Raw genomic sequence first — 23,014 nt, 5'->3', positions numbered from 1 at the left:
TTTTTCACAGGCGTTTGCATATATTTTCAACTAAAGATGGGGAAGGCAAGGAAAGTTTGGGGATTCAAGTTGTTATATATTTAAAGTAAAATAAAAAATTAAATTGACAAATATATAAAAATGGTTGATTGTGATACAATGAAGTTAACTGGAAGTAGCATATTTTTGCCTCTACAGTGAGATTTTTTTAAACAAAAAAGGAGAGTTTTGAAAATGAAAAGCTATCGTGAACATGTTTCGAAGCAGGAAAAATTTTCAATTCGTAAGTTATCAGTCGGTGTTGTTTCATTGGCCATCGCTGGATTGGCTACTGTTAATACCTACGGAGCAGAAGTGAAAGCAGATGAAGCAACAGCGCCTGCAACTGAAGCGACTACTACGGATACAGCAACAAGCGATGCAGCTGTTTCAACAAGTTCTAAGTTGACATCTACAACTGTGACAGAAGGAAATAAAACAGTTACGACGACTTATGTAGAATCACCAGAACTTGAAAAAGCAAAAGCTGATGCGGCTACAGAAGGTGTGACCGTTACAGAAGAAGCTGAAAAAGTCCAACCATCTATCGCAGCAGCAGAAGCAGATAATAAAGCTCAAACAGCTGAAATCAACACAGTAGTTGATAACTACAAAAAGGCAAAAGCGGAGTATGAAGCAAAATCTCAAGAAATCACATTGATTGAAAAGAGAAATGCAGAAGCAGAAGCGGCTTACAAGAAACAAGTAGAAGACTACAAAACCCAACAAGCAGCTTATGATAAAGCTTTAGAAGAGTACAATGCTAAAAAGGCAGCCTACGATGCTAAAGTAGCAGAAAAAGCAGCAGCAGATAAGGCCAATGCAGAAGCAAAAGCTAAGTATGAAGCAGAAATGGCTGTTTACAATACAGCGAAAGCGCAATACGATAAAGATTTACAAGAATACCAAACTAAGAAAGCGCAATACGATAAAGATAAAGCAGCTTATGATCAATTGGTAGCGAAGAAGGCAGAAGAAGATGCTGCTAAGGCTCAATACGAAGCTGATCTTGCAAAATACAATGTAGAAAAAGTACAGTACGAAAATGATTATATTGCTTATCAAAAGAAATTAGCTGAATACGAAATTGCCAAAAAACAATATACGGACGCGAAACAAGCATACGACAAATATATGACAGACAATGCGTATGCTGACCTTAAAAATGTTTCAACTGTTCAAGATTTGACCTTCCAACGTGAAGGTGGTGCAACTCACACCATTGACGGCATCAGCACTTATCTAACTCGTGATGCTCAAGCTCGTTTAAATACAAGCAATGTCCATCAATATGATTCCAATAAATTGGAAGCTTCAGATATTGTAGCGGCTAGTCCTTGGGCCAATAATGAAACTGAGTACATTCAAGTGAAGGAAGGCGATAAATTTGTCGTTACTTATGATAACTTGAATCAGTCTAGCATGCGTGAAAATACGGATATGCATCCAATCAAACGTGTGATTTACCGCTATGAGATTTTAAGTCTTCCATCAAATGATGGCAAAGGGATTGCAGCAGTCAACGCAGATCCAACGGTAACCATGACAGTGGGTGCTTCAACAGACCAAGACAAACCTGTTAAGGTTGCTGTCGATGTTGAATTCTATGATGGTGATGGCAATAAATTTGATTTGACTCAACGCAATGCCATTGTCGCTTTGAACTCGCTCAACCACTGGACAGGTGCGTCCTATGTCGATAGTGGAGATAAACCTCGTGCCCTTACAGTAGAAGCCAAAGATAAAGATGGTAACACTGTTCGTGGAACTTGGGATCCATATGCAGATGGTTCATCCATGAGCATTGAAAACAATGAAGTGAAGGTTAAAACAGGAAAAGCAGACTTTGGTACTGCAACTGTTTCCATTTCAGCAGACAACCCTCTCAAAATTTTGACTCAGAAATATGGTTATGTTAAAGATGACACAGGTAAATGGGTTCCTGGTACGACACCTGAGAAGGAAGAAGTAACGGATGCGTTAACTGTAAATGCTTCGGGTTCAGGAAGTGTTCATTCTATTGGTACAGAAGAATTTACCTTTGAAGGTAAGGATGATGTTATCGGATCATACAAAGTAGATGCAACTACAGGTCAAATTACGTTCACACCTAAGAAGAAATTTGAAAACGTGGAACACCAAGAGTCTGTAAATGTTGGAAATAATAAATTTATTCCAATTCCAAACTCAAGTGTTTCTTATGATGCTGCTACTAAAGAAGTAACTTCCTTTAAAGATAACCAATATATTGAACATGGATCTGTCTTTAACGGTGAATCTTCAACAACTCTTGAAGGTTGGGATAATCCATCTTCTCCATACCTCTATTATGGTGGAGCAGGCTTGAAGATGTCAGATGGACACTTAGTCTTTACGGCTAATGGTGCCAATGCGGCTGGTCAACCAACGGTTTATTGGTTTGCCATCAACTCAAATGTAGGTCTTCCTAAAGAGCCGGGAGAAGAACCGAAAGAGCCAACAAAACCAACAGAACCAAAGGCTCCAACGCCACCAACGATTACAGTGGAAAATCTACCTGCAGAGCCAACGAAACCAGAAGAACCAAAATCACCAACTCCGCCAACAGCACCTAACTACACTGTGATTACGGTCGATGTGGAGGAACCAAAATCACCAACTCCACCAACAGAGCCAACCCCACCGACTCCTGAAGTTGTTCCAAATACGAATCCGGTGAAACCGGAAGCTGAAGTGAAATGGCATAAGAATAAAGTGGTAACGGAAACAGATATTCCAACCCCACCAACGCCAGTTCCTCCAACTCCACCAACTCCATACAACCCACCTACACCAATTGTTCCACCTACACCAATCGTTCCACCAACTCCAGAGGTTCCAACCGAACCAACTTCTGAAGTTCCGGAACAGCCTGTACAACCTGCGCAACCACAAACACCTGCGCTTCCAAATACAGGTACAGAAAGCTCAGCTGCAGCTGTTCTTGCAGGTGCGATGGCTGGATTGCTTGGATTGGGTCTTGCTCGCAAGAAAAAAGAAGATTAATTCTTGTTTCTTTCGTTCATTCATCTAAATAAAAAAAGTCAGAAGGCAAGTCCTTCTGGCTTTTTTGATGGAGTGATGACCAAATAGTTGTAAAAAAAGACAGAATAGTTCTTGGACAAAAAACGGAAATGGCTTTTATAGACCAAATCGTGTCGAAATGAAGCAGAATAGAAATGGATGACACAAGAAGAAGAGAATGAGGTATACTGGTGGTGTTCGAATGAAAGTTTATAGGACTCCGTTATATCTCTAATCATTCCAATGATACAGTTGCGATGGCTTTTCATCTTTTGCACCCATTATTTTCCAAATGAATTTCATTTGAACGTATCAGTGATCAGGCAAGTGCTTCCACGGTTTTGAGGCGCTTGCCTTTCTATCTGTATCGCGATATAATAGGGTGTAAGAAATGAAAAGGAGTTTGTATGAAAAAGAAACCTATCTATCTTTACATCCTGTTATTTTTCTCTACGGTTGGAACCCTGACTTCAGCTGTCTCAACCTTTGGAGCTTCAAAGAGTTTTGAGCTGACAGATGATTTTGCGAAACAACTTGGTTTAACAACGGCTCAAGACAAGGCTGACTACGTGACATATTATGAGAAATCGGCCCAACTCAATCAGTCTCCACTAACCTTTTTATTTGTTTCCCTGATTCTGATTGCCTTGCTTGCAACTTTCTATTTCCTATTTATGAAGCAGGATCTGTTAACAGCCCATTATACTTACATGGGGCAGATTTTATTAAGTCAAGCCTTCTCTTGCTATAATTATTTTGCAGGGCGTCCACTATTAGCTAGTTTTTCAAACCAAGCACTTCGTCAACGATATCTAGCATCTTCATCCCTTGCTTTGTTACTCTTGACTGCTTTATCTCTTCTCTTCCTTGGAATTGTTTTGTATAAAACCTTGCGTTTGAGAAAAGCTCAAGCTAGGGCATAATAGATAAGTTTGAATGGAGCTCTCTTAGAGGATAAGAGAGCTTCTTGATTGGAGAAAAAAGATGAAAGTATCCTTTGTTTATATTAGTCTGAGTGGGAATACAGAGAGTTTTGTCCGCCGTTTAAGTGACTATTTGCTGGAAGCCCATCCCGGACTTGAAATCGAGAAAGTTCATGTGAAAGACCTAGTCAAAGAGGGCCAGCCCTTCTTTGAAATGACCAATCCTTTTATCACTTTTTTGCCTACCTATTTGGAGGGTGGAAATGGTGTCGACAATGGCGATGTGGAAATTTTGACGACAGATGTTGCGGATTTTATTGCTTACGGAGACAACGCCAGCAAGTGTTTAGGAGTGGTTGGGTCAGGCAATCGGAATTTTAACAATCAATATTGTTTAACCGCTAAGCAATACAGCCAACGCTTTGGTTTCCCCATGTTAGCCGATTTTGAAATGCGGGGGATGTTGGGAGATATTAAAAAAGTAGCTGCCATTGTAGAAGATTTGTATCATCTTTAAAATAAAGAGAGTGGGACAGAAATCGGTAATTCGTTAGAATTCGATTTCGTCGTCCCACCTCCGCACAGTTGAGTAGGGCTGTAAAAGCTGATGAAATCAGCGTAGTAGAGCCCACTCAACCACTGCGTCTTGCTCGACAATCCAAAAATAATTGAGAGGCTAGGACTTTTGTCCCAGCCTCTTATTTGTTGCGACTGAATAGAAGAGGAGTCACATTTTATATGACTCCTCTTCTATGGCTTATTTTAATTTTTCTGTGATTTCTTTAGCAAGTAGGAGTCCCAATCGATAGTCTTTATTGATGGCATGGATGACATCGTTGATATTGTCGGTCTCTTGGATTTTTTCCTTGATGCTATCTTTGAAAGCTTGATCTTTCAAGAGTTGCTCTTGTAAGAGCCGTTGTAGTTTTTCTCTTTCGTACTTGTTAAATAAAAAGAGAACCACTAAACTGATGAGGATTAAGATGTAAACGGTTTGATTCATAGATTTCTCCTGTATATAAAGGATCTGAAAATGTAGAGCATTGGGCATGAGAAAAGGAGTGAGAAAGAACTAAATTGAATCTCATTTAGTTTCTCCTCTCACTCCCATAAGAGATGTTCTACTTATCAATCATTAGATAAGAAATTACATTTTCTCAGGCGCATCGACACCAAGTAAGCGAAGGGCTTCTTTCAAAACAACTGCTGTTGAGTAGCTAAGAGCAAGACGGCTTTCGCGTTCTGGGCTTTCATCCAAGATACGAGTGTGTGCATAGTATTTGTTGAAGGCTTGAGCCAAGTTGATGGCATATTTTGCGATCAAGGATGGATCATAGTTTTCAGCGGCACGTTTGACAACACGAGAGAAGTCTTGGAGAAGCTTGATGATTTCCCAGCTTTCAGGATCGCTCAAGCTGTATGTCGCATCTGTAGATGGTGTGAAGTTGGCTTTGCGAAGGATGGATTGGATACGAGCGTAAGCATATTGAACGTAAGGGCCAGTTTCTCCTTCGAAGGATACCATGGCTTCGAGGTCGAAGTCATACCCATTGCGGCGGTCTGTCTTCAAGTCGTAGAATTTAACCGCACCAACACCGACTGCATGTGCCACTTCTTCCTTGTTTTCAAGTTCAGGATTCTTTTCTTCGATCTGAGCTTTGGCACGAGAGATGGCTTCTTGAAGAGTTGGTTCGAGAAGGATGATATTTCCTTTACGAGTTGACAATTTTTGGCGGTTTTTTGTCACCAAACCAAAGTCAACGTGTACCATATCGTCGCTCCAGTCAAATCCCATTTTCTTCAAAACAGCTTTCAACTGACGGAAGTGGTTGGATTGTTCTTGACCTACAGCATAGATGTTTTTCACAAAGTTGTAAGTCCGTGCACGATACATAGCAGTCGCGATATCACGAGTGATATAAAGAGTAGCACCGTCTGATTTTTTAATCATAGCTGGTGGAAGGTTCACATCATCCAACTCAACGATGCTAGCCCCTTTAGATTCTTTCAACAAGCCTTTGTCTTCAAGGATTTGAACCCCTTCGTCCATCTTGTCATTGTAGAAAGCTTCTCCGTTTAAGCTGTCAAATTCAACACCGAGGAGTTTGTAGATACGGTTGAATTCTACCAAGCTCTCGTCACGGAACCATTGCCACAATTCTGTTGCTTCTGGATCCCCATCTTCCAATTTTTTGAACCATTTACGTCCTTCTTCATCAAGCTCAGGATCGTTTTCGATTTCAGCGTTGATTCGAACGTAAAGTTTTAGCAATTCATCGATTGGGTTGGCTTCGACAGCTTCCTTGCTACCCCATTTTTTGTAGGCTACCATCAAGAGACCGAACTGTTTACCCCAGTCCCCCAAGTGGTTGATTTTAATCGTGTTGTAGCCCATTTTGCGGAAGATGTTTGAAAGAGCATCCCCGATAACAGTTGAACGCAAGTGACCAACTGAGAATGGTTTTGCGATGTTTGGACTTGAAAGGTCGATGGTAATGTTTTGACCATGTCCTTCGTCTTGTTGGCCGTAGTCTGCACCTGCTTCGATGACGGATTTGATCACCTGATCAGAGATCTTAGATTTATCTAAGAAGAAGTTCACGTAAGGTCCAGTTGCAACGACTTTTTCAAAGGCGCTTTGGTCGATCTTTTCAGCAATGTCTGCAGCGATTGCTTGAGGAGCCTTGCGTTCCACTTTTGCAAGTGAGAAGGCTGGAAAAGCAATGTCACCAAGATCAGATGATTTTGGTTGTTCAAGCAAATTTAAAATAGCATCTTGGTCAAGAGAGTCAATCACTTTGGCCAATTCACTAGCAATGAGTTCTTTATTGTTCATATTAGCTCCTTAGTCCTTTTAACTATTATTTTAACACAATTCTGAGCGAATTTTCAATTTTTTTGGTATAATTTAAAGTATATTTATTCAAAAGTGGAGGTCCAATGAAAAAGACAGAACGTCACCTTTTGATTCAACAAATGATTCGAAATGAAAAATTGTCGACTCAAAAAGAGATTCAGGATCGATTAGAAGCAAAAGGAATTGCTGTGACGCAAACAACTCTGTCACGAGATTTGCGCGATCTGGGTCTAGTCAAGGTGAAACGAAAAGACCAGTTGTATTATATTTTGCCCAATGAACCTGAGGTGGCAGAGATTTATATTATGTTGTCCAGCCACGCCAAGTCTGTCTCACGAGCAGAATTCACCTTGGTCTTGCGGACAGAGCTAGGAGAAGCAGCTCTCTTGGCCAATGGTGTAGATGAAATGTCAGATGAGCGTATTTTGGGAACTGTAGCAGGGGCTAATACCCTCTTGATTGTCTGCCGTGACCAAGAGGCGGCTATTGAAATTCAAAATGAAATTTTAGGGATGATGCAGTAGTCAAGCCCCGTTGGAGAGAAAGAGAGATGTCAAAAGGAGGAAGATAGTGAGCTATCTACTCCTGTTTTCATCTATGGAGCTTGTGTCAAGAAACGACGCAACAGTAAGGAATAAAGAAGTATGGCAGTAGAGAAAATATCCCCTGGAATGCAGCAGTATCTAGATATCAAAAAAGATTATCCGGATGCCTTTTTGCTGTTTCGAATGGGAGATTTTTACGAATTATTTTATGAAGATGCAGTGAATGCAGCTCAAATTTTAGAGATTTCCTTAACATCACGGAATAAAAATGCAGAGAATCCAATTCCCATGGCAGGTGTTCCCTACCACTCGGCCCAGCAGTATATTGATGTTCTCATTGAACAGGGCTATAAGGTCGCGATTGCAGAACAAATGGAAGACCCCAACGAAGCTAAGGGGGTCGTTAAGCGGGAAGTCGTACAGGTGATTACGCCGGGTACAGTGGTGGATTCGACCAAGCCAGATAGTGAGAACAACTTCCTGGTTGCTTTGGATCGTTCAGGAAATGAGTATGGGCTAGCCTATATGGATCTGGTGACAGGGGAGTTTCAGGTGACGACCCTCAATGACTTTAGCATGGTTTGTGGAGAAATCCGCAATTTACGTGCGCGTGAAGTGGTCCTGGGTTATGAGTTGCCAGAACAGGAAGAGCGTGTGTTTGTTAGCCAGATGAATCTCTTGTTGTCACATGTAGAGACGGCGCTCGACGATGTTCAACTCTTAGGGGATCAGTTGAGTGAGCTAGAAAAGAAAACGGCTGGAAAACTTCTCCAGTATGTCCACCAGACACAAATGCGGGAATTGAGCCACCTCAAAAAAGCCCATCATTATGAGATTTGCGATTTCTTGCAGATGGACTTTGCGACCAAGGCTAGTCTTGATTTGACAGAGAATGCGCGAACTGGGAAGAAACATGGTAGCTTGTATTGGTATTTGGATGAAACCAAGACGGCCATGGGAGGTCGTTTGTTGCGGTCCTGGATTCAGAAACCCTTAGTCGATTTGAAACGGATTCGAGAGCGCCAGGACATCATTCAAGTCTTTATGGATCATTTCTTTGAACGGAGCGATTTGACCGACAGCCTCAAAGGGGTCTATGACATTGAACGCTTAGCGAGTCGGGTTTCCTTTGGCAAGATCAACCCTAAGGATCTCTTGCAGCTAGGAGATACTCTGGGGCATGTGCCGACGATCAAGTCGATTCTACTGGTGATTGGTGATCCAGTCTTAGATGTCTTGATTGCACGCTTGGATGAACTTCCTGAGTTGCACCGCTTGATTACCTCAGCGATTGCTCCGGAAGCGTCTGCTGTTATTACGGAGGGAAATATCATCCGTACAGGTTTTGACGAGCAATTGGACCAGTATCGTGTCGTTCTTCGGGATGGTACTGGTTGGATTGCTGAGATTGAGGCCAAGGAGCGCGAAGCCAGTGGCATTACAGGTCTAAAAATCGATTACAACAAGAAGGATGGCTACTATTTCCATGTCACCAATTCTCAATTGAGCCATGTGCCTGCTCACTTTTTCCGCAAGGCGACCTTGAAAAATTCAGAACGCTTTGGTACGGAGGAATTGGCTCGCATCGAAGGAGATATGCTAGAGGCGCGTGAGAAGTCTGCTAATTTGGAATATACGATTTTTATGCGGATTCGGGAAGAAGTTGGCAAGTATATCCAACGTCTGCAACAATTAGCTCAGGCGATTGCGACGGTTGATGTTTTACAAAGTCTAGCCAGTGTCGCTGAGTCGCAACAGTTGAATCGTCCCCTCTTTCATGAAGAACGACGAATCGCGATCGACAAAGGTCGCCATCCGGTTGTTGAGAAAGTGATGGGAGCCCAGTCCTATATTCCTAATAGCATCTTTATGGATGAAGAACGGGATATTCAGCTGATTACGGGGCCAAATATGAGTGGGAAGTCTACCTATATGCGCCAATTGGCGATCATTGTGATTCTTGCCCAAATTGGCTCCTATGTACCAGCGCAAAAGGCCGAGTTGCCAATCTTTGATGCGATTTATACCCGAATCGGAGCTGCTGATGACCTGGTATCGGGTCAGTCTACCTTTATGGTGGAAATGATGGAAGCCAATCACGCCATTCGCAAGGCAACACCCCAGTCCTTGATTTTGTTTGATGAGTTGGGACGGGGAACGGCGACCTATGATGGGATGGCCCTCGCCCAATCCATCATCGAATACATTCACGATCGCACGGGTGCCAAAACCTTGTTTGCAACCCATTACCATGAGTTGACGGCTCTCTCAGAGACCTTGTCTCGCTTGGAAAATGTCCATGTTGCGACCTTGGAGCGAGATGGTCAGGTTACCTTCTTGCACAAGATTGAATCCGGCCCAGCAGATAAATCCTATGGGATTCACGTGGCCAAGATCGCTGGTTTACCAGAAGAATTGCTGAAGCGGGCGGATGCGATTTTGACCAAGCTCGAAGGACAAGCCCAGCAAGTACCGCTTGCAGATGCAACTCCTAAAAAGGAAGTGTCTTCGCAGGTTGCTGAACAAATGTCCCTCTTTGAGGAGGAGGCAGAAAATACAGTGATCACAGAATTGAAAAATCTGGATCTCTACAATATGACTCCCATGGAAGTCATGATGGCAGTCGCCGAATTGAAAAAGAAATTATAATAAAAGATCCTCGTGATGGCGAGGATCTTTTATTTTAGTGGTTAGTAATGCTTTGATTGATTTCTTGGACTTGTTTTTTATAAAAATGATGGGAGACCAACCAGATGATCACGTAAACGAGGGTGAATTCGACAACGAGTGAGAAGTAAAATCCGAGTCGTGCTGGAAACCAGCCGGCCAAGGTAGCTAGGGGAATAAACCCAAGTAACATGAGTAGGTAATGGCTCAGAGTAGCCCGTAAGAGGCTCCAGTCTTTTTGAAAGAGGAGACTTCCGAAGCTAAAGAGGACCCCAATCGCACCCCAAACGAGAGCACAATAGAGCATGACCAGTGAGCCGTGAACATGATGCAAGAACATCCAGCGACCGACTGCAGAGTTGGGACTTAAGGGAAGGTACAACTCAGGTGAGAAGAGATAGGAAAAGAAGATGGATAAGATGAGCCCGATGAAAATCCCTTTTAGGGCGTCAGAAAAAGATTGTTTTAGCATGATAATTTCTCCTTAATGGCTTTCAAGTAACGACGGGAGGAGTAGGTCAGACTCCCGTTTTTAAGATAGATTTGCACCGATCCTCCACTAGTAAAGTGCAGGTGATCGATTTCTTTTGTGTTGATAATTTCAGATTGGGAAATTTTGAGAAAGCAGGTCGGTAAGTCTTCAGATAACTGATAGAGTGGCCCAGTCAGAATAAATTGATCTGTCATGGTCTCACCAATTACTTGCCGATTTTCAATGTAAAAACGTTGGAATAGCTGGCTTTCGATCAGGTAAGCTTCCCCATCCTTTTTGGCACGTAAGCGTCCTTTTTGATCCAATTCTTCCACAAAGTCACGGATTTTCTCTACACGCGCAGATAGTGCAGGTGCTGTGATCATCACCGCTTCTTCTTGGAAGTGGGAATCAATGTGTACTTCAACTTTCATAAGATCGTTTCTCCCTCCTTTGGGTAAAGTCGGTTGGCCTGCTAGCCCGGCTCCTTCTTTACACTACTATTAAACACTTTTTCCAAAGGGAAGACAAGGAGATTTGTCTATGTGGTCGTTTTCTTTGCCTATGCGGTTTTTAAGGAAGAAGATGGGACTGGCCTCTATTTTTTAAGAAAGGGAGTCTTGTGGATCTGTGGTATAATAGAGCTACATGTATCGGTGAAAAAATAGGTAAAGGAGCAGACATGTCACAGATTATTGAATTGCCAGAAGTCCTAGCCAATCAGATTGCGGCAGGTGAAGTGATTGAACGACCTGCTAGCGTGGTCAAGGAATTGGTTGAAAACTCGATCGATGCTGGAGCTAGCCAGATCGTTGTTGAAATCGAAGAAGCAGGATTGAAGTCGATTCGGATTACAGACAATGGGGAAGGAATTGCGCACGATGAGGTCGCTTTGGCCCTCCGTCGACATGCGACCAGTAAGATCAAGAGTCAAGCGGATCTTTTTCGTATTCGAACGCTTGGTTTTCGTGGTGAGGCCATGCCTTCCATTGCTTCTGTCAGTATTCTAACCCTTCTAACGGCGCAAGAAGGAGCTGCCCACGGGACCAAATTGGTCGCAAAGGGTGGCGAAATTGAGGAAGTGGAGCCAGCGACAAGCCCTGTCGGGACCAAGATCACAGTGGAAGATCTCTTTTTTAATACACCTGCTCGTCTCAAGTATTTAAAGAGCCAGCAGGCAGAGTTGTCCCATATCGTGGATATTCTCAATCGCTTGAGCTTGGCCCATCCTGAGATTGCCTTTACCTTGATCAATGATGGAAAAGAAATGACCAAAACAGCGGGGACGGGTAATCTCCGGCAGGCGATTGCGGGCGTCTATGGCCTCGCGTCTGCTAAGAAGATGGTGGCCATTGAAAATCGCGACCTAGATTTTGAAGTGACGGGCTTTGTGTCTTTGCCTGAATTGACTCGTGCCAATCGCAATTACATCAGTCTCTTTATCAACGGCCGTTACATCAAGAATTTCTTGCTCAATCGAGCTATTTTAGACGGCTACGGCAGTAAACTCATGGTGGGTCGCTTTCCACTTGCGATCATTAATATCCAGATCGACCCTTACTTAGCCGATGTCAATGTTCACCCGACCAAGCAAGAAGTGCGTATCTCCAAAGAACGAGAACTAATGGCCTTGATTTCCCAGGCTATTGCGAACGCTTTGAAAGAGCAGGACTTGATTCCGGATGCTCTAGAAAATCTAGCCAAGTCGACCATTCGCCGAACAGAAAAGCCAGTACAGACAACCCTGCCTTTAAAGGAAAACCGTCTCTATTATGACCGAGAAAGTCAAGATTTCAAACTTCGACCAGAAGTGGCAGATCCTCAACGGCCTCTGACAGATGAGGTAACTGCTGATTCTACAAGTCAAGAAAACCCAGCAGAAAAACCGACAAGCGCGATCAAGTTTGCGGAAAGAAAGACTGCGGTTTATGATGAACTGGATCACCCAGAGCTGGATCTGGCTAGTCTAGACAAGGCCTATGATAAGTTGGATGGGGAAGAACATTCGACCTTCCCAGAGTTGGAATATTTTGGTCAGATGCATGGAACCTATCTCTTTGCCCAAGGCAATGGGGGCCTTTATATCATTGACCAGCACGCAGCCCAAGAGCGGGTCAAATACGAAGAATACCGGGAGAGCATCGGGGACGTAGACGGCAGTCAGCAACAACTGCTGGTGCCTTATATCTTTGAGTTCCCTACAGACGATCTGATCCGCCTGCAACAGCGCAAACACCTTCTAGAAGAAGTGGGCGTCTACTTAGAAGAATATGGAGCTAACCAGTTGATCTTGCGGGAGCATCCGATCTGGATGAAGGAAGAAGAGATCGAGTCGGGTATCTACGAAATGTGTGATATGCTCCTTTTGACCAAGGAAGTGTCTATCAAGAAATACCGGGCGGAGTTGGCCATCATGATGTCCTGCAAACGCTCCATCAAGGCCAACCACACGCTGGACGATTACTCTGCACGCGACCTGATCTACCAATTGTCCCAATGTGACAACCCCTATAACTGCCCTCATGGCCGTCCGGTCTTGGTTAACTTCACCAAGTCGGATATGGAAAAGATGTTCCGACGCATTCAGGAAAATCACACCAGTTTACGGGAATTGGGCAAATATTAATCAAACAATAAAGGAAGATTATGTACGAATACATTAAAGGAATTTTGACGAAAATCACCGCCAAATACATCGTGGTAGAAACAGCTGGAATAGGCTATCTCTTGCATGTGGCCAATCCCTATGCCTACTCTGGCAAAATGAATCAAGAGGTGCAAGTCTACCTGCACCAAGTGGTCCGTGAAGATGCCCACCTTCTTTATGGTTTTGCAACCGAAGAAGAGAAACAGCTCTTTTTAAACTTGATCTCAGTCTCTGGGATTGGACCTGTCTCAGCTCTGGCCATCATTGCTGCAGACGATAATGCAGGCCTTGTCCAAGCCATCGAAAGCAAGAACATTACCTACTTGACCAAGTTTCCAAAGATCGGCAAGAAAACAGCTCAACAGATGGTTTTGGACCTAGAAGGTAAGATCAATCTTGATCTAGAAGATGCACCGGCTCAATCCAAAGCCAAAGCAACAGAAGAAAACCAAGCTCTTGAAGAAGCTATGGAAGCCATGTTGGCATTGGGCTACAAGGCAACGGAACTCAAGAAAATCAAGAAATTCTTTGAAGGAACTTCTGATACTGCTGAAAACTACATCAAGTCTGCTCTTAAGATGTTGGTGAAATAGGAGAAGAAGATGCCAAAACGCTGTGGCTGGGTCAAAATGACCAATCCGTTATATGTAGCTTACCATGATGAAGAATGGGGTCGGCCCCTCCATGATGACCAGGCGCTTTTTGAGTTGCTCTGTATGGAGACTTATCAGGCCGGTCTATCTTGGGAAACGGTGCTCAATAAACGGCAGGCTTTCCGAGAATCTTTTCATGGTTACCACCTTCAACGCGTCGCAGAGATGACCGACTCTGAACTGGAAACTTTGTTAGACAATCCAGCCATCATCCGCAATCGTGCAAAGATTTTTGCGACACGGGCCAATGCACAAGCCTTTCTACAAGTCCAGGAGGAATTTGGATCGTTTGATGCTTATCTTTGGTCTTTTGTCGATGGGAAAACCATCGTCAATGATGTTCCAGATTACCGACAGGCTCCAGCGAAGACAGCTCTTTCTGAGAAGCTAGCCAAGGACCTCAAAAAGCGTGGTTTTAAGTTTACAGGTCCCGTTGCGGTCCTGTCCTACCTACAAGCAGCAGGCCTGGTCAATGATCACGAGAATGATTGTGATTGGAAAAACGGTGATTAGTGAATATAGGTAACTAGAGTATCTGAGAATATAGAAAAAAGCTGAGAAATTCTTCTCAGCTTTCTTTGTTATAGTCAAAGCGAATGACTTGCTCCGTTGCATCTACATGGGCGTGGACTCCGAAGGGGACAATTGCTCTTGGAGTTGCATGACCAACATTCAGATTATAGACAATCGGGATATTGCTATCAATGATATCCAATAGTGCTTCTTTATAGTCGTCATAGAAAGTTTGATCCATAGGTTTTCCGACTAATAGTCCACTGATGACCTCGAATATACCCGTGCCCTTTAAAGTCCGCAACATCTTTTTGAAGTCTTCAGGATTAGGCTTTTCTTGGCTGGTTTCTAGCAAGAGGATCTTTCCTTCCCAGTCTGACAAGTCAGGGAAAAGTTTGTATTTTTGGCAGAGGTCCGTGCTGTCTGCGTGTAGAGAGTTGTCAAAAATATCATAGAGAGACTCGAGACAACCACCGAGGATTTCCCCTTCGAATTGAGCATTGCCTTGTAATAAGTCAAAACCTGTATTTGCATGGCTGACACGAGGTGTTCCCAGAGCCTTGGGACTAAAATCAGTCCGTTCCTCGTACCAAACGTTACTAGGGCGAATTTCTGAGATTTTTCCAGTCTCAATCAATTCTTTAAAGTAGTGGCGGCTATATGGCAGCATTTCTTTGTCTAACTCACAAATGTCTGCAAAGAAGGATTGCCCATAAAAAGTCTTGATTCCTAGTTTATGCAACATGAGATGGTTCATGGTCGTATCCGAGAAGCCAAGAAAAATCTTTTGTTTGATAACCTTTTGTAGTTGGTCATTTTCAAAAAGATAAGGTAGCAAGCGATAGGTATCGTTTCCACCGATGGCGCATAATATCATGTCGATACTATCATCAGAAAAGGCCTGAATCAAATCCTCCGCACGAGCTTCGGGATGTTCTTTGATAAAGTCTAAGCCTTTTAGTGAATGAGGTAAAAAGATAGGATTGAGTCCGAGGTCTTTGAGTCGTTGGACCCCCAAGTCCACTTCGTGCTTGACAAAGTCCTCTCCGATAATCCCACTAGATAAACTTACGATACCAATAGTAGAAACCATATCTCATCCTCCTAGAAATAAATTGATGCTATTGTATCACAAAAGATGAGGGGGAACAACAAGAATTAGAGTCAGAAGAAGGCTTTTAGATCAAGAAAGTAGTAAAAAAGAGAGTGGGACAGAAATCGGTAATTCGTTAGAATTCGATTTCGTCGTCCCACCTCCGCATAGTTGAGTAGGGCTGTAAAAGCTGATGAAATCAGCGCAGTAGAGCCCACTCAACCACTGCGTCTTGCTCGGCAATCCAAAAACAATTGAGAGGCTAGGACTTTTGTTCCAGCCTCTTCAGAATATAGATAAGCTCTATCAACAACAGAAAATAGCCCTTTAGAAGTTGATTGCCACATAGTTAAAACTCTTAGGGATGCTGATGTAATAGTATTTCTAAGAGTTTTTTACTTTATACTCTAAAAGAAAAAGATTGAAGAAAGTTGTCCAAAATGTACTTTATCTTCAATCTGTTTTTTAAATAATTTAGGAAATTGTGTTAAAATGAAATGAAAATTACGAATAGTATAAGTAGGAGGCACCATGAAGGCGGAAATTATTGCAGTTGGAACAGAAATTCTAACAGGACAAATTGTCAACACCAATGCTCAATTCTTGTCTGAAAAATTGGCTAGTTTAGGGATTGACGTCTATTATCATGTGGCGGTAGGAGACAATGAAGGTCGTCTCTTATCGACCATTGAGACAGCTTCAAAACGCAGTGATTTGGTGATTTTATGTGGTGGACTTGGGCCAACAGAGGATGATTTGACCAAGCAAACCCTTGCTAAGTTTTTAGGGAAAGAACTGGTTTTTGATCCAACAGCGCTTGCCAAACTCGACACCTTCTTTGCCAGTCGCCCTGATTATGTCCGGACGCCCAATAATGAGCGACAAGCACAATTGATTGCCGGTTCAATCCCCCTTCAAAACCGTACAGGTCTCGCGGTTGGAGGTTTGATTGAAGTCGACGGTGTGACCTATGTCGTTCTACCTGGTCCACCAAGTGAGTTAAAACCCATGGTCAATGAACAATTGGTGCCTCATTTGACAACAGGGGAAGAGCTCTTTTCTAGAGTCTTGCGCTTCTTTGGGATTGGGGAAAGCCAGCTGGTTACGATCCTAGCCGATATCATTGAAGAGCAGAGTGATCCGACGGTTGCCCCTTATGCCAAGACGGGAGAAGTAACCTTGCGTCTGTCTACAAAGGCGAAGGATCAAGCCTCAGCGGATGCTAAGCTCGATATCTTAGAAAAGGAAATCTTATCACGCCATACCCTGGACCATCAACCCTTGCATGAACTGTTTTACGGTTATGGGGATGACACTTCGATGGCCAAGGTGGCCTTTGATCTCTTGAAACGGACTGGTAAGACCATTACAGCTGCAGAAAGCCTGACGGCTGGCCTTTTCCAAGCGACTCTGGCAGATTTTTCAGGGGCGTCCAGCATCTTTGCAGGTGGTTTTGTCACCTATAGTCTGGAAGAAAAAAGCAAGATGTTGTCTATTCCAGCTCAAGAGTTAGAGCAACATGGAGTGGTGTCTCACTTTACAGCTCAAGCCATGGCTTCACAGGCCCGTAAGTTAACAGGATCCGATTATGGCATTAGCCTAACCGGAGTTGCGGGGCCAGATAGTCTAGAAGGGCATCCAGCAGGGACCGTCTTTATCGGACTTGCGACTCCACATGGAGTGGATAGTGTCCAAGTCAATATCGCTGGACGTAGCCGGGCGGATGTCCGCGAAATTGCAGTCCTTCATGCCTTTAATTTGGTGCGCTTGGCTGTATTAAATGGTGAAAATTTGGTATAATGAAGCTTGTGCCAAATGAAGAATAATTCTAAAAATGGATAGGAAATGTGCCTTTCAAATGACGGAAAACGTCGGTGAGTTGCATGCATTTCCTGTATAGTAAAAACATAGGAGAAAAGAATGGCGAAAAAACAGAAAAAATTAGATGATATCTCTAAGAAATTTGGAGATGAGCGTGAAAAAGCGCTCAATGATGCCCTGAAATTGATCGAAAAAGACTTTGGTAAGGGATCGATCATGCGTCTGGGCGAACGTGCAGAACAAAAAGTACAAGTCATGAGCTCTGGTTCCTTGGCGCTTGATATTGCCTTGGGTGCTGGTGGTTATCCAAAAGGTCGGATCATCGAAATCTATGGTCCAGAATCATCTGGTAAAACAACCGTTGCCCTCCATGCAGTAGCGCAAGCACAGAAAGAAGGAGGCATTGCTGCCTTTATCGATGCTGAGCATGCCTTGGATCCATCTTATGCAGCAGCTCTTGGGGTCAATATCGACGAACTTCTCTTGTCTCAACCAGACTCAGGGGAACAAGGACTTGAAATTGCTGGTAAATTGATCGACTCTGGTGCGGTAGATTTGGTGGTTGTCGACTCTGTTGCGGCCTTGGTACCACGTGCGGAAATCGATGGAGATATCGGAGATAGCCACGTTGGTTTACAAGCTCGGATGATGAGCCAAGCGATGCGTAAGCTTGGAGCTTCGATCAATAAGACGAAGACCATTGCTATCTTTATCAACCAATTGCGTGAAAAAGTTGGGGTCATGTTTGGGAACCCTGAAACCACACCTGGTGGTCGTGCCCTGAAATTCTACGCTTCAGTCCGTCTAGATGTCCGTGGAAATACTCAAATCAAGGGTACTGGAGACCAAAAAGATACCAACGTTGGTAAGGAAACCAAGATCAAGGTTGTGAAGAACAAGGTAGCTCCACCGTTCAAAGAAGCCATGGTCGAAATCATGTACGGGGAAGGAATTTCACGTACAGGTGAATTGGTGAAGATTGCAACAGATTTGGATATCATCCAAAAAGCGGGTGCGTGGTACTCCTATAATGGCGAAAAAATTGGTCAAGGATCTGAAAATGCTAAGAAATTCTTGGCTGACCACCCAGAAATTTTTGACGAAATTGACCACAAGGTTCGGGTTCATTTTGGTTTGATCGAAGAAGACGAAGCAGTGAAAACCCTTGATAAAACTGAAGAAGCAGCTCCTGTCGTAGAAGAAGTAACTCTAGATTTAGATGACGCGATTGAAATTGAAGATTAATTTTTTTCAAAATAGGTCGCTAGACTGATGGTTTTTGTGTTATAATTTAATACGATAGTATTATCGTGTAGCGAAAGGAGTGCATGCATGATTAAAATTTATACAGTGTCAAGTTGCACCAGCTGTAAAAAAGCAAAGACTTGGCTCAACGCTCACCAGCTAACTTATAAAGAACAAAACCTCGGTAAGGAAGGGATCACCAAAGAAGAATTGTTGGATATCCTTACAAAGACTGAAAATGGAGTGGCAAGTATTGTCTCTTCAAAAAATCGATACGCTAAAAATCTAGGAGTGGACATCGAAGACTTGAGTGTCAATGAAGTCATTGACATCATCATGGAAACACCTCGTATTCTTAAAAGTCCGATCTTGGTAGATGACAAACGTCTCCAAGTGGGCTACAAAGAAGACGATATTCGTGCCTTCTTGCCACGATCAGTTCGAAATGTAGAAAATGCAGAAGCGCGGATGCGTGCAGCTCTTTAAAGCGATTGAAAATCAGAAACAATTTGTTTCTGATTTTTTTCTTTTTAAAAATCGGAATGAAAAGCAGTTTACTGCGCCATTTTACGAAATCTATGATACAATATTTTAGAAAACAATAACTAGTAAGGAATGGAAAATGAAAAGGAAAATCTTCTTATTGGGTGCACTTGCCTTGTGTTTGACTGGATGCGGTCAAAAAAAACAAGCGAAAACGCCAAATTCAAGTGAACAAAAGGCAATCCAAGCAAAAGCAGAGCAACTGCAAAAGGATAATAAGAGTATCCTGCAAAAAGCTGAAGAAAATAAAGTCATCACTAGAACCTTTGTCTTTCCAAAAGATGACAAGGGGACACAACAGACGCAAATCGTCACCTATGTGGGGAATACCTTTAAAAAGTTGGAGACCATCAATGTGACGGCAACCGATGAGGAGTTGAAAAAAGGGATCCAACAGGTTGGAGTCGAGGAAGCACAAAAGCAATTGAGAGAATCCTTTAACAAGGACGATGCATTTAAGGAAGCTTTGACAGTGCCAGGTTTCACAGCTGATTTGACCTTGGAAAATGAGAATGAATACAAGGTAACCATCACCTATGATTTTGAAGCAATGGATGTGAAGAAGGCTGAAGGCATGACCTACTTCAAAAACAATCACTTACCAGAGTTGTTGAAGCTGACACCGAGTCAATTTGCGGATAATCTTATCAATGCTGGAGCGAGTGAGCAAAAATAAAAAAACAGTTTAGCTAAAATAGCTCAAAAATGCTTGAAAAAGCCGTAAAATCAAGGGCTTGGCCGTTGTGGAAAACTCTTGATTATGGTATAATAGTAATATTCTAAGGAAAGAGGGTGTTCTTGTGGGATTTACAGATGAAACAGTACGTTTTAATCTTGATGATTCAAATCGTAAGGAAATTAGCGAGACCTTGAAAGATGTTTACTTGTCACTGGATGAAAAAGGCTACAATCCAATTAATCAAATCGTAGGATACGTACTCAGTGGTGATCCTGCCTATGTACCTCGTTATAATAATGCACGGAACCAAATTCGTAAATATGAACGTGACGAGATCGTGGAAGAATTGGTACGTTATTATTTGAAAGGGCAAGGAATAGACCTCTAATGAGAATTATGGGATTGGATGTCGGTTCAAAGACCGTCGGGGTTGCTGTGAGTGATCCTCTCGGTTTTACAGCTCAGGGTCTTGAAATCATTCAAATTGATGAGGACAAAAAAGAATTTGGCTTAGAACGATTAGCTGAATTAGTAGCTCAATACAAGGTAGACCGTTTTGTTGTGGGTTTGCCGAAAAACATGAACAACACAAGCGGACCGCGTGTGGAAGCCAGTCAGGCTTATGGCGCAATGATTGCTGAAAAGTTTGGGTTGCCAGTCGACTACCAAGACGAACGGTTGACAACAGTTGCCGCAGAGCGGATGTTGATTGAGCAAGCAGACGTTAGCCGTAGCAAACGCAAAAAAGTTATTGATAAGTTAGCGGCGCAGCTCATTTTACAAAATTATTTAGATCGTAATTTTTAGAAAGAAAACGAGGAAGAATAGTATGGCACATGATCATAACCACGACCATGAAGAACGTGAATTAATCACATTGGTGGATGAACAAGGAAATGAAACCTTGTTTGAAATTCTTTTGACCATCGATGGCAAAGAAGAGTTTGGAAAGAACTATGTCCTTTTGATCCCTGCAAATGCAGAAGAAGATGAAAATGGCGAAGTTGAAATTCAAGCTTATTCATTTACAGAAAACGAAGACGGAACAGAGGGCGACCTTCAACCAATCCCAGAAGACTCAGATGCAGAATGGGATATGATCGAAGAAGTCTTCAACAGCTTTATGGAGGAGTAAAAATGTTCAGTGAACATTTTTACCCTTGCGCTAAAAATAAAGACCGCAAGTAAGTCCGGGGGACGTTTTTAGCCCAACTCCTAGAAACTAGAAAGAGTTGGTAAGTCCGGGGGACATTTTTACCCTTGCGCTAGAAATGAAGACCGCAAGTAAGTCCAGTGGACGTTTTTAGCTCTGCTTCAAGAAACAAGAAAAAGCAGGAAGTCCGATGGACCTGCTGTAAAATGAGAACGAAACAATTACAAAAGAAAGGAGCGCAAACGTCAGAAGAGGTTTTGTCGCTTTTTTCTTTTAGGAGGAAGATGTGAATAAGATTGAGCAATGGATGAATAGTCGGATCGGTCTAAATTTTCGATCGGGACTGGATCGTATGGAGCAGGCAGTGAGCCTTTTAGGGAGGCCGGATAAGGCTTATCCGATCCTTCATGTGACAGGAACCAATGGGAAGGGATCCACAATCGCCTTTTTGCGTCAATTATTGATGGCTCACGGAAAGAAGGTTGGAACCTTTACTTCTCCTCATATGATCAGTATCCATGATCGGATTTGTATTGGGGATCAGCCGATTTCAGATGAAGATTTTACTCGGATTGGCCAAGAAGTCCAACAAATGGAGCAGACCTTGCTTCAAACCCAGGACCAACTCTCTTATTTTGAGATTATCTGCCTCATGGCCCTCTTGTATTTTAAGGAACAAGCTGTGGCTGTGGTCTTGCTGGAAGTTGGTATCGGAGGGCTACTAGATACCACCAATGTAGTGACAGGAGAGATCGCAGTGATCACTTCGGTTGGCCTGGATCACCAGGAAACACTGGGAGGGACGATTGCAGAAATCGCCCAGCAAAAGGCAGGAATCTTTAAGAAGGGCAAGAAGGCTGTTGTGGGCCCTTTGCCTGCTGAGGCTACAGCTGTTTGTCAAGACAGAGCCGAGCAATTGGATGTGGATCTCTACGCCTTCCAGAACGATTTTGGCTTAGAGCAGGATCGTTTTTGGAATGAAAACGTGGAACTTGTCTTGCCGTCTCTGGGTTTGAAGGGTGATTACCAACGGGAAAATGCTGCAGTAGCTTTGGAGGCCTTTTTCCTCTATATGGAGGGCCTAGATGAAGAAGTGGATATGGAGCAGGTCAAACACGCCTTGCAAGAGACAAGGTGGCCGGGCCGTCTAGAGTTATTTGGCGACCAGGTGTATCTGGATGGCGCTCATAATCCTCATGCTATGTTGCGCTTGATCGAGTTTGCCAATAGCTTAGCAGGAAAGCGCGTGAAGATTTTATTTGGAGCCCTCAAGCGAAAAGATTATAGCGGGATGCTCCAAACGCTTCAAGCGGGATTGCCAGAAGCTGAATTGATTTTGACGACCTTCCATTACGGAGAAGTGGTGGCGCAGGGTGATCGACAAGACCTGCCTTATGTGGCTGACTACAAGGCCTATATCAAAGAGTTTATGGATCAGAGCCATCCAGATGAGGTTTTATTTGTGACAGGTTCCTTGTATTTTATTGCAGAAGTAAGGGCATTTTTATTAGAGGGGTAAACAATTGACCTAAAGACTTTCTTGGCGTATACTGGTGGTAGATAGTATACGGTTATGGCGAAAGGAGTCGATCTTAATGAAAAAAATCATGTCTATACTGACCTTGGCGGTAGCTCTTTTCCTGACTGCTTGTAGCCAGCAAGAAAAAGCAACACAGACTTCGAGCAAACAGACGTCAACTTCATCACAGACTATGACTTCGGCGAGTGAAGAACAGAAAGAAGGAGTGTCCATAGATGGCAGTTATCGAGGACAGGACGAGGAAAATACGATTCTCTTAGTTGTGACGGGGCGAAAAGGCACGTTTACGGTACAAGATGCTGATGGAGAAGAAGAGACCAAAGAGGTCAGTATTGATCCGGTCAATCAATCCATGCGTATCGGGGATGAACCCTATCGCTATCGGATCGAAGGGAATCAGTTGTCGCTAGAAGATCTGGAGCAAGCAGAGGATGATCAAGGGATTATCGTTTTAACCAAGCAATAAGGGACGAAACAAGAGAGAGTGGGACAGAAATCGGTAATTCGTTAGAATTCGATTTCGTCGTCCCACCTCCGCACAGTTGAGTAGGGCTGTAAAAGCTGATGAAATCAGCGTAGTAGAGCCCACTCAACCACTGCGTC

Annotated in this window: 22 protein-coding genes; 17 read left to right on the top strand and 5 right to left on the bottom strand. The window is 43.2% G+C overall.

Annotation, left to right across the window (positions count from 1 at the left end):
- Positions 1–213: 213 nt before the first annotated feature.
- From QM870_RS08325 to nrdI, 3 genes are all read left to right on the top strand, one after another.
- Complete coding sequence (locus tag QM870_RS08325) at positions 214–3,042, top strand: GbpC/Spa domain-containing protein (RefSeq protein WP_414369281.1); 2,829 nt, start codon at positions 214–216, stop codon at positions 3,040–3,042.
- A 425-nt stretch (positions 3,043–3,467) separates the two neighbouring features.
- Positions 3,468–3,983, top strand: coding sequence for an ABC transporter permease (locus QM870_RS08320; protein ID WP_414369280.1), 516 nt, complete (start codon positions 3,468–3,470; stop codon positions 3,981–3,983).
- 61 nt (positions 3,984–4,044) lie between these two features.
- Positions 4,045–4,500: a class Ib ribonucleoside-diphosphate reductase assembly flavoprotein NrdI gene (gene nrdI / locus QM870_RS08315; protein WP_045760033.1), complete on the top strand. Its 456-nt coding sequence runs from the start codon at positions 4,045–4,047 to the stop codon at positions 4,498–4,500.
- Positions 4,501–4,740: 240 nt separating this feature from the next.
- Here nrdI and QM870_RS08310 read toward each other — a convergent pair whose 3' ends face one another.
- Entirely contained in the window at positions 4,741–4,986 is a 246-nt protein-coding gene (locus QM870_RS08310; RefSeq protein WP_023919916.1) for a hypothetical protein, read from the bottom strand.
- A gap of 144 nt (positions 4,987–5,130) precedes the next feature.
- Positions 5,131–6,819 (bottom strand): arginine--tRNA ligase, encoded by a 1,689-nt coding sequence (gene argS, locus QM870_RS08305; RefSeq protein ID WP_013904324.1) that lies wholly within the window; start codon positions 6,817–6,819, stop codon positions 5,131–5,133.
- A gap of 104 nt (positions 6,820–6,923) precedes the next feature.
- Between argS and argR the strand changes: the two genes are divergently transcribed.
- Both argR and mutS read left to right on the top strand, forming a co-directional pair.
- A complete protein-coding gene (gene argR / locus QM870_RS08300) occupies positions 6,924–7,364 on the top strand; it encodes an arginine repressor (RefSeq protein WP_023919910.1) in 441 nt (146 codons plus the stop codon).
- Between the two features lie 120 nt (positions 7,365–7,484).
- Positions 7,485–10,034, top strand: coding sequence for a DNA mismatch repair protein MutS (gene mutS, locus QM870_RS08295; RefSeq protein WP_414369278.1), 2,550 nt, complete (start codon positions 7,485–7,487; stop codon positions 10,032–10,034).
- Between the two features lie 34 nt (positions 10,035–10,068).
- On the opposite strand, the gene QM870_RS08290 is transcribed toward mutS, so the two are convergent.
- Entirely contained in the window at positions 10,069–10,524 is a 456-nt protein-coding gene (locus QM870_RS08290; RefSeq protein WP_021154102.1) for a DUF3021 domain-containing protein, read from the bottom strand.
- Positions 10,518–10,958, bottom strand: a complete 441-nt coding sequence (locus QM870_RS08285; protein WP_049503862.1) for a LytTR family DNA-binding domain-containing protein — start codon at positions 10,956–10,958, stop codon at positions 10,518–10,520. Before QM870_RS08285 ends, QM870_RS08290 begins: the two co-directional genes overlap by 7 nt.
- A gap of 248 nt (positions 10,959–11,206) precedes the next feature.
- Here QM870_RS08285 and mutL point away from each other — a divergent pair, with 248 nt between their 5' ends.
- The 3 genes from mutL to QM870_RS08270 are packed head-to-tail and all read left to right on the top strand — an operon-like array spanning position 11,207 to position 14,337.
- A complete protein-coding gene (mutL, locus tag QM870_RS08280; protein ID WP_021154099.1) occupies positions 11,207–13,150 on the top strand; it encodes a DNA mismatch repair endonuclease MutL in 1,944 nt (647 codons plus the stop codon).
- Positions 13,151–13,170: 20 nt separating this feature from the next.
- Complete coding sequence (ruvA, locus tag QM870_RS08275) at positions 13,171–13,764, top strand: Holliday junction branch migration protein RuvA (RefSeq protein WP_045760027.1); 594 nt, start codon at positions 13,171–13,173, stop codon at positions 13,762–13,764.
- A gap of 9 nt (positions 13,765–13,773) precedes the next feature.
- Positions 13,774–14,337: a DNA-3-methyladenine glycosylase I gene (locus QM870_RS08270; protein WP_414369275.1), complete on the top strand. Its 564-nt coding sequence runs from the start codon at positions 13,774–13,776 to the stop codon at positions 14,335–14,337.
- A gap of 55 nt (positions 14,338–14,392) precedes the next feature.
- Here QM870_RS08270 and QM870_RS08265 read toward each other — a convergent pair whose 3' ends face one another.
- Positions 14,393–15,430: a S66 family peptidase gene (locus QM870_RS08265; RefSeq protein WP_414369274.1), complete on the bottom strand. Its 1,038-nt coding sequence runs from the start codon at positions 15,428–15,430 to the stop codon at positions 14,393–14,395.
- Positions 15,431–15,961: 531 nt separating this feature from the next.
- Between QM870_RS08265 and QM870_RS08260 the strand changes: the two genes are divergently transcribed.
- The 9 genes from QM870_RS08260 (at position 15,962) to QM870_RS08220 (ending at position 22,877) form a co-directional block, all read left to right on the top strand.
- Positions 15,962–17,230: a competence/damage-inducible protein A gene (locus QM870_RS08260; RefSeq protein ID WP_070665002.1), complete on the top strand. Its 1,269-nt coding sequence runs from the start codon at positions 15,962–15,964 to the stop codon at positions 17,228–17,230.
- A gap of 120 nt (positions 17,231–17,350) precedes the next feature.
- Positions 17,351–18,496 (top strand): recombinase RecA, encoded by a 1,146-nt coding sequence (gene recA / locus QM870_RS08255; RefSeq protein ID WP_003002082.1) that lies wholly within the window; start codon positions 17,351–17,353, stop codon positions 18,494–18,496.
- An 87-nt stretch (positions 18,497–18,583) separates the two neighbouring features.
- Positions 18,584–18,982 (top strand): transcriptional regulator Spx, encoded by a 399-nt coding sequence (gene spx, locus QM870_RS08250; RefSeq protein ID WP_003009108.1) that lies wholly within the window; start codon positions 18,584–18,586, stop codon positions 18,980–18,982.
- A 136-nt stretch (positions 18,983–19,118) separates the two neighbouring features.
- Entirely contained in the window at positions 19,119–19,715 is a 597-nt protein-coding gene (locus QM870_RS08245; protein WP_031576799.1) for an SP0191 family lipoprotein, read from the top strand.
- A gap of 124 nt (positions 19,716–19,839) precedes the next feature.
- Entirely contained in the window at positions 19,840–20,106 is a 267-nt protein-coding gene (locus tag QM870_RS08240) for an IreB family regulatory phosphoprotein (RefSeq protein WP_003002070.1), read from the top strand.
- Positions 20,106–20,525: a Holliday junction resolvase RuvX gene (ruvX, locus tag QM870_RS08235; protein ID WP_049472111.1), complete on the top strand. Its 420-nt coding sequence runs from the start codon at positions 20,106–20,108 to the stop codon at positions 20,523–20,525. The genes QM870_RS08240 and ruvX overlap by 1 nt, the downstream gene beginning before the upstream one ends.
- 22 nt (positions 20,526–20,547) lie before the next feature.
- Positions 20,548–20,853 carry a DUF1292 domain-containing protein gene (locus tag QM870_RS08230; RefSeq protein ID WP_003001941.1) on the top strand — a complete coding sequence of 102 codons (306 nt, stop codon included), beginning with the start codon at positions 20,548–20,550 and terminating at the stop codon, positions 20,851–20,853.
- A gap of 304 nt (positions 20,854–21,157) precedes the next feature.
- Positions 21,158–22,390 carry a bifunctional folylpolyglutamate synthase/dihydrofolate synthase gene (locus QM870_RS08225; protein WP_414369273.1) on the top strand — a complete coding sequence of 411 codons (1,233 nt, stop codon included), beginning with the start codon at positions 21,158–21,160 and terminating at the stop codon, positions 22,388–22,390.
- Positions 22,391–22,466: 76 nt separating this feature from the next.
- Positions 22,467–22,877, top strand: a complete 411-nt coding sequence (locus tag QM870_RS08220; protein WP_350007591.1) for an SP_0198 family lipoprotein — start codon at positions 22,467–22,469, stop codon at positions 22,875–22,877.
- The last annotated feature ends 137 nt before the right edge of the window (positions 22,878–23,014 follow it).

Origin of the sequence: Streptococcus parasanguinis (genome assembly GCF_047463195.1) — a bacterium.
Classification (GTDB): Bacteria; Bacillota; Bacilli; order Lactobacillales; family Streptococcaceae; genus Streptococcus; species Streptococcus parasanguinis_R.
Note: the sequence above shows the minus strand (reverse complement) of the source record. Positions and strands in the feature narration are given on the sequence as shown.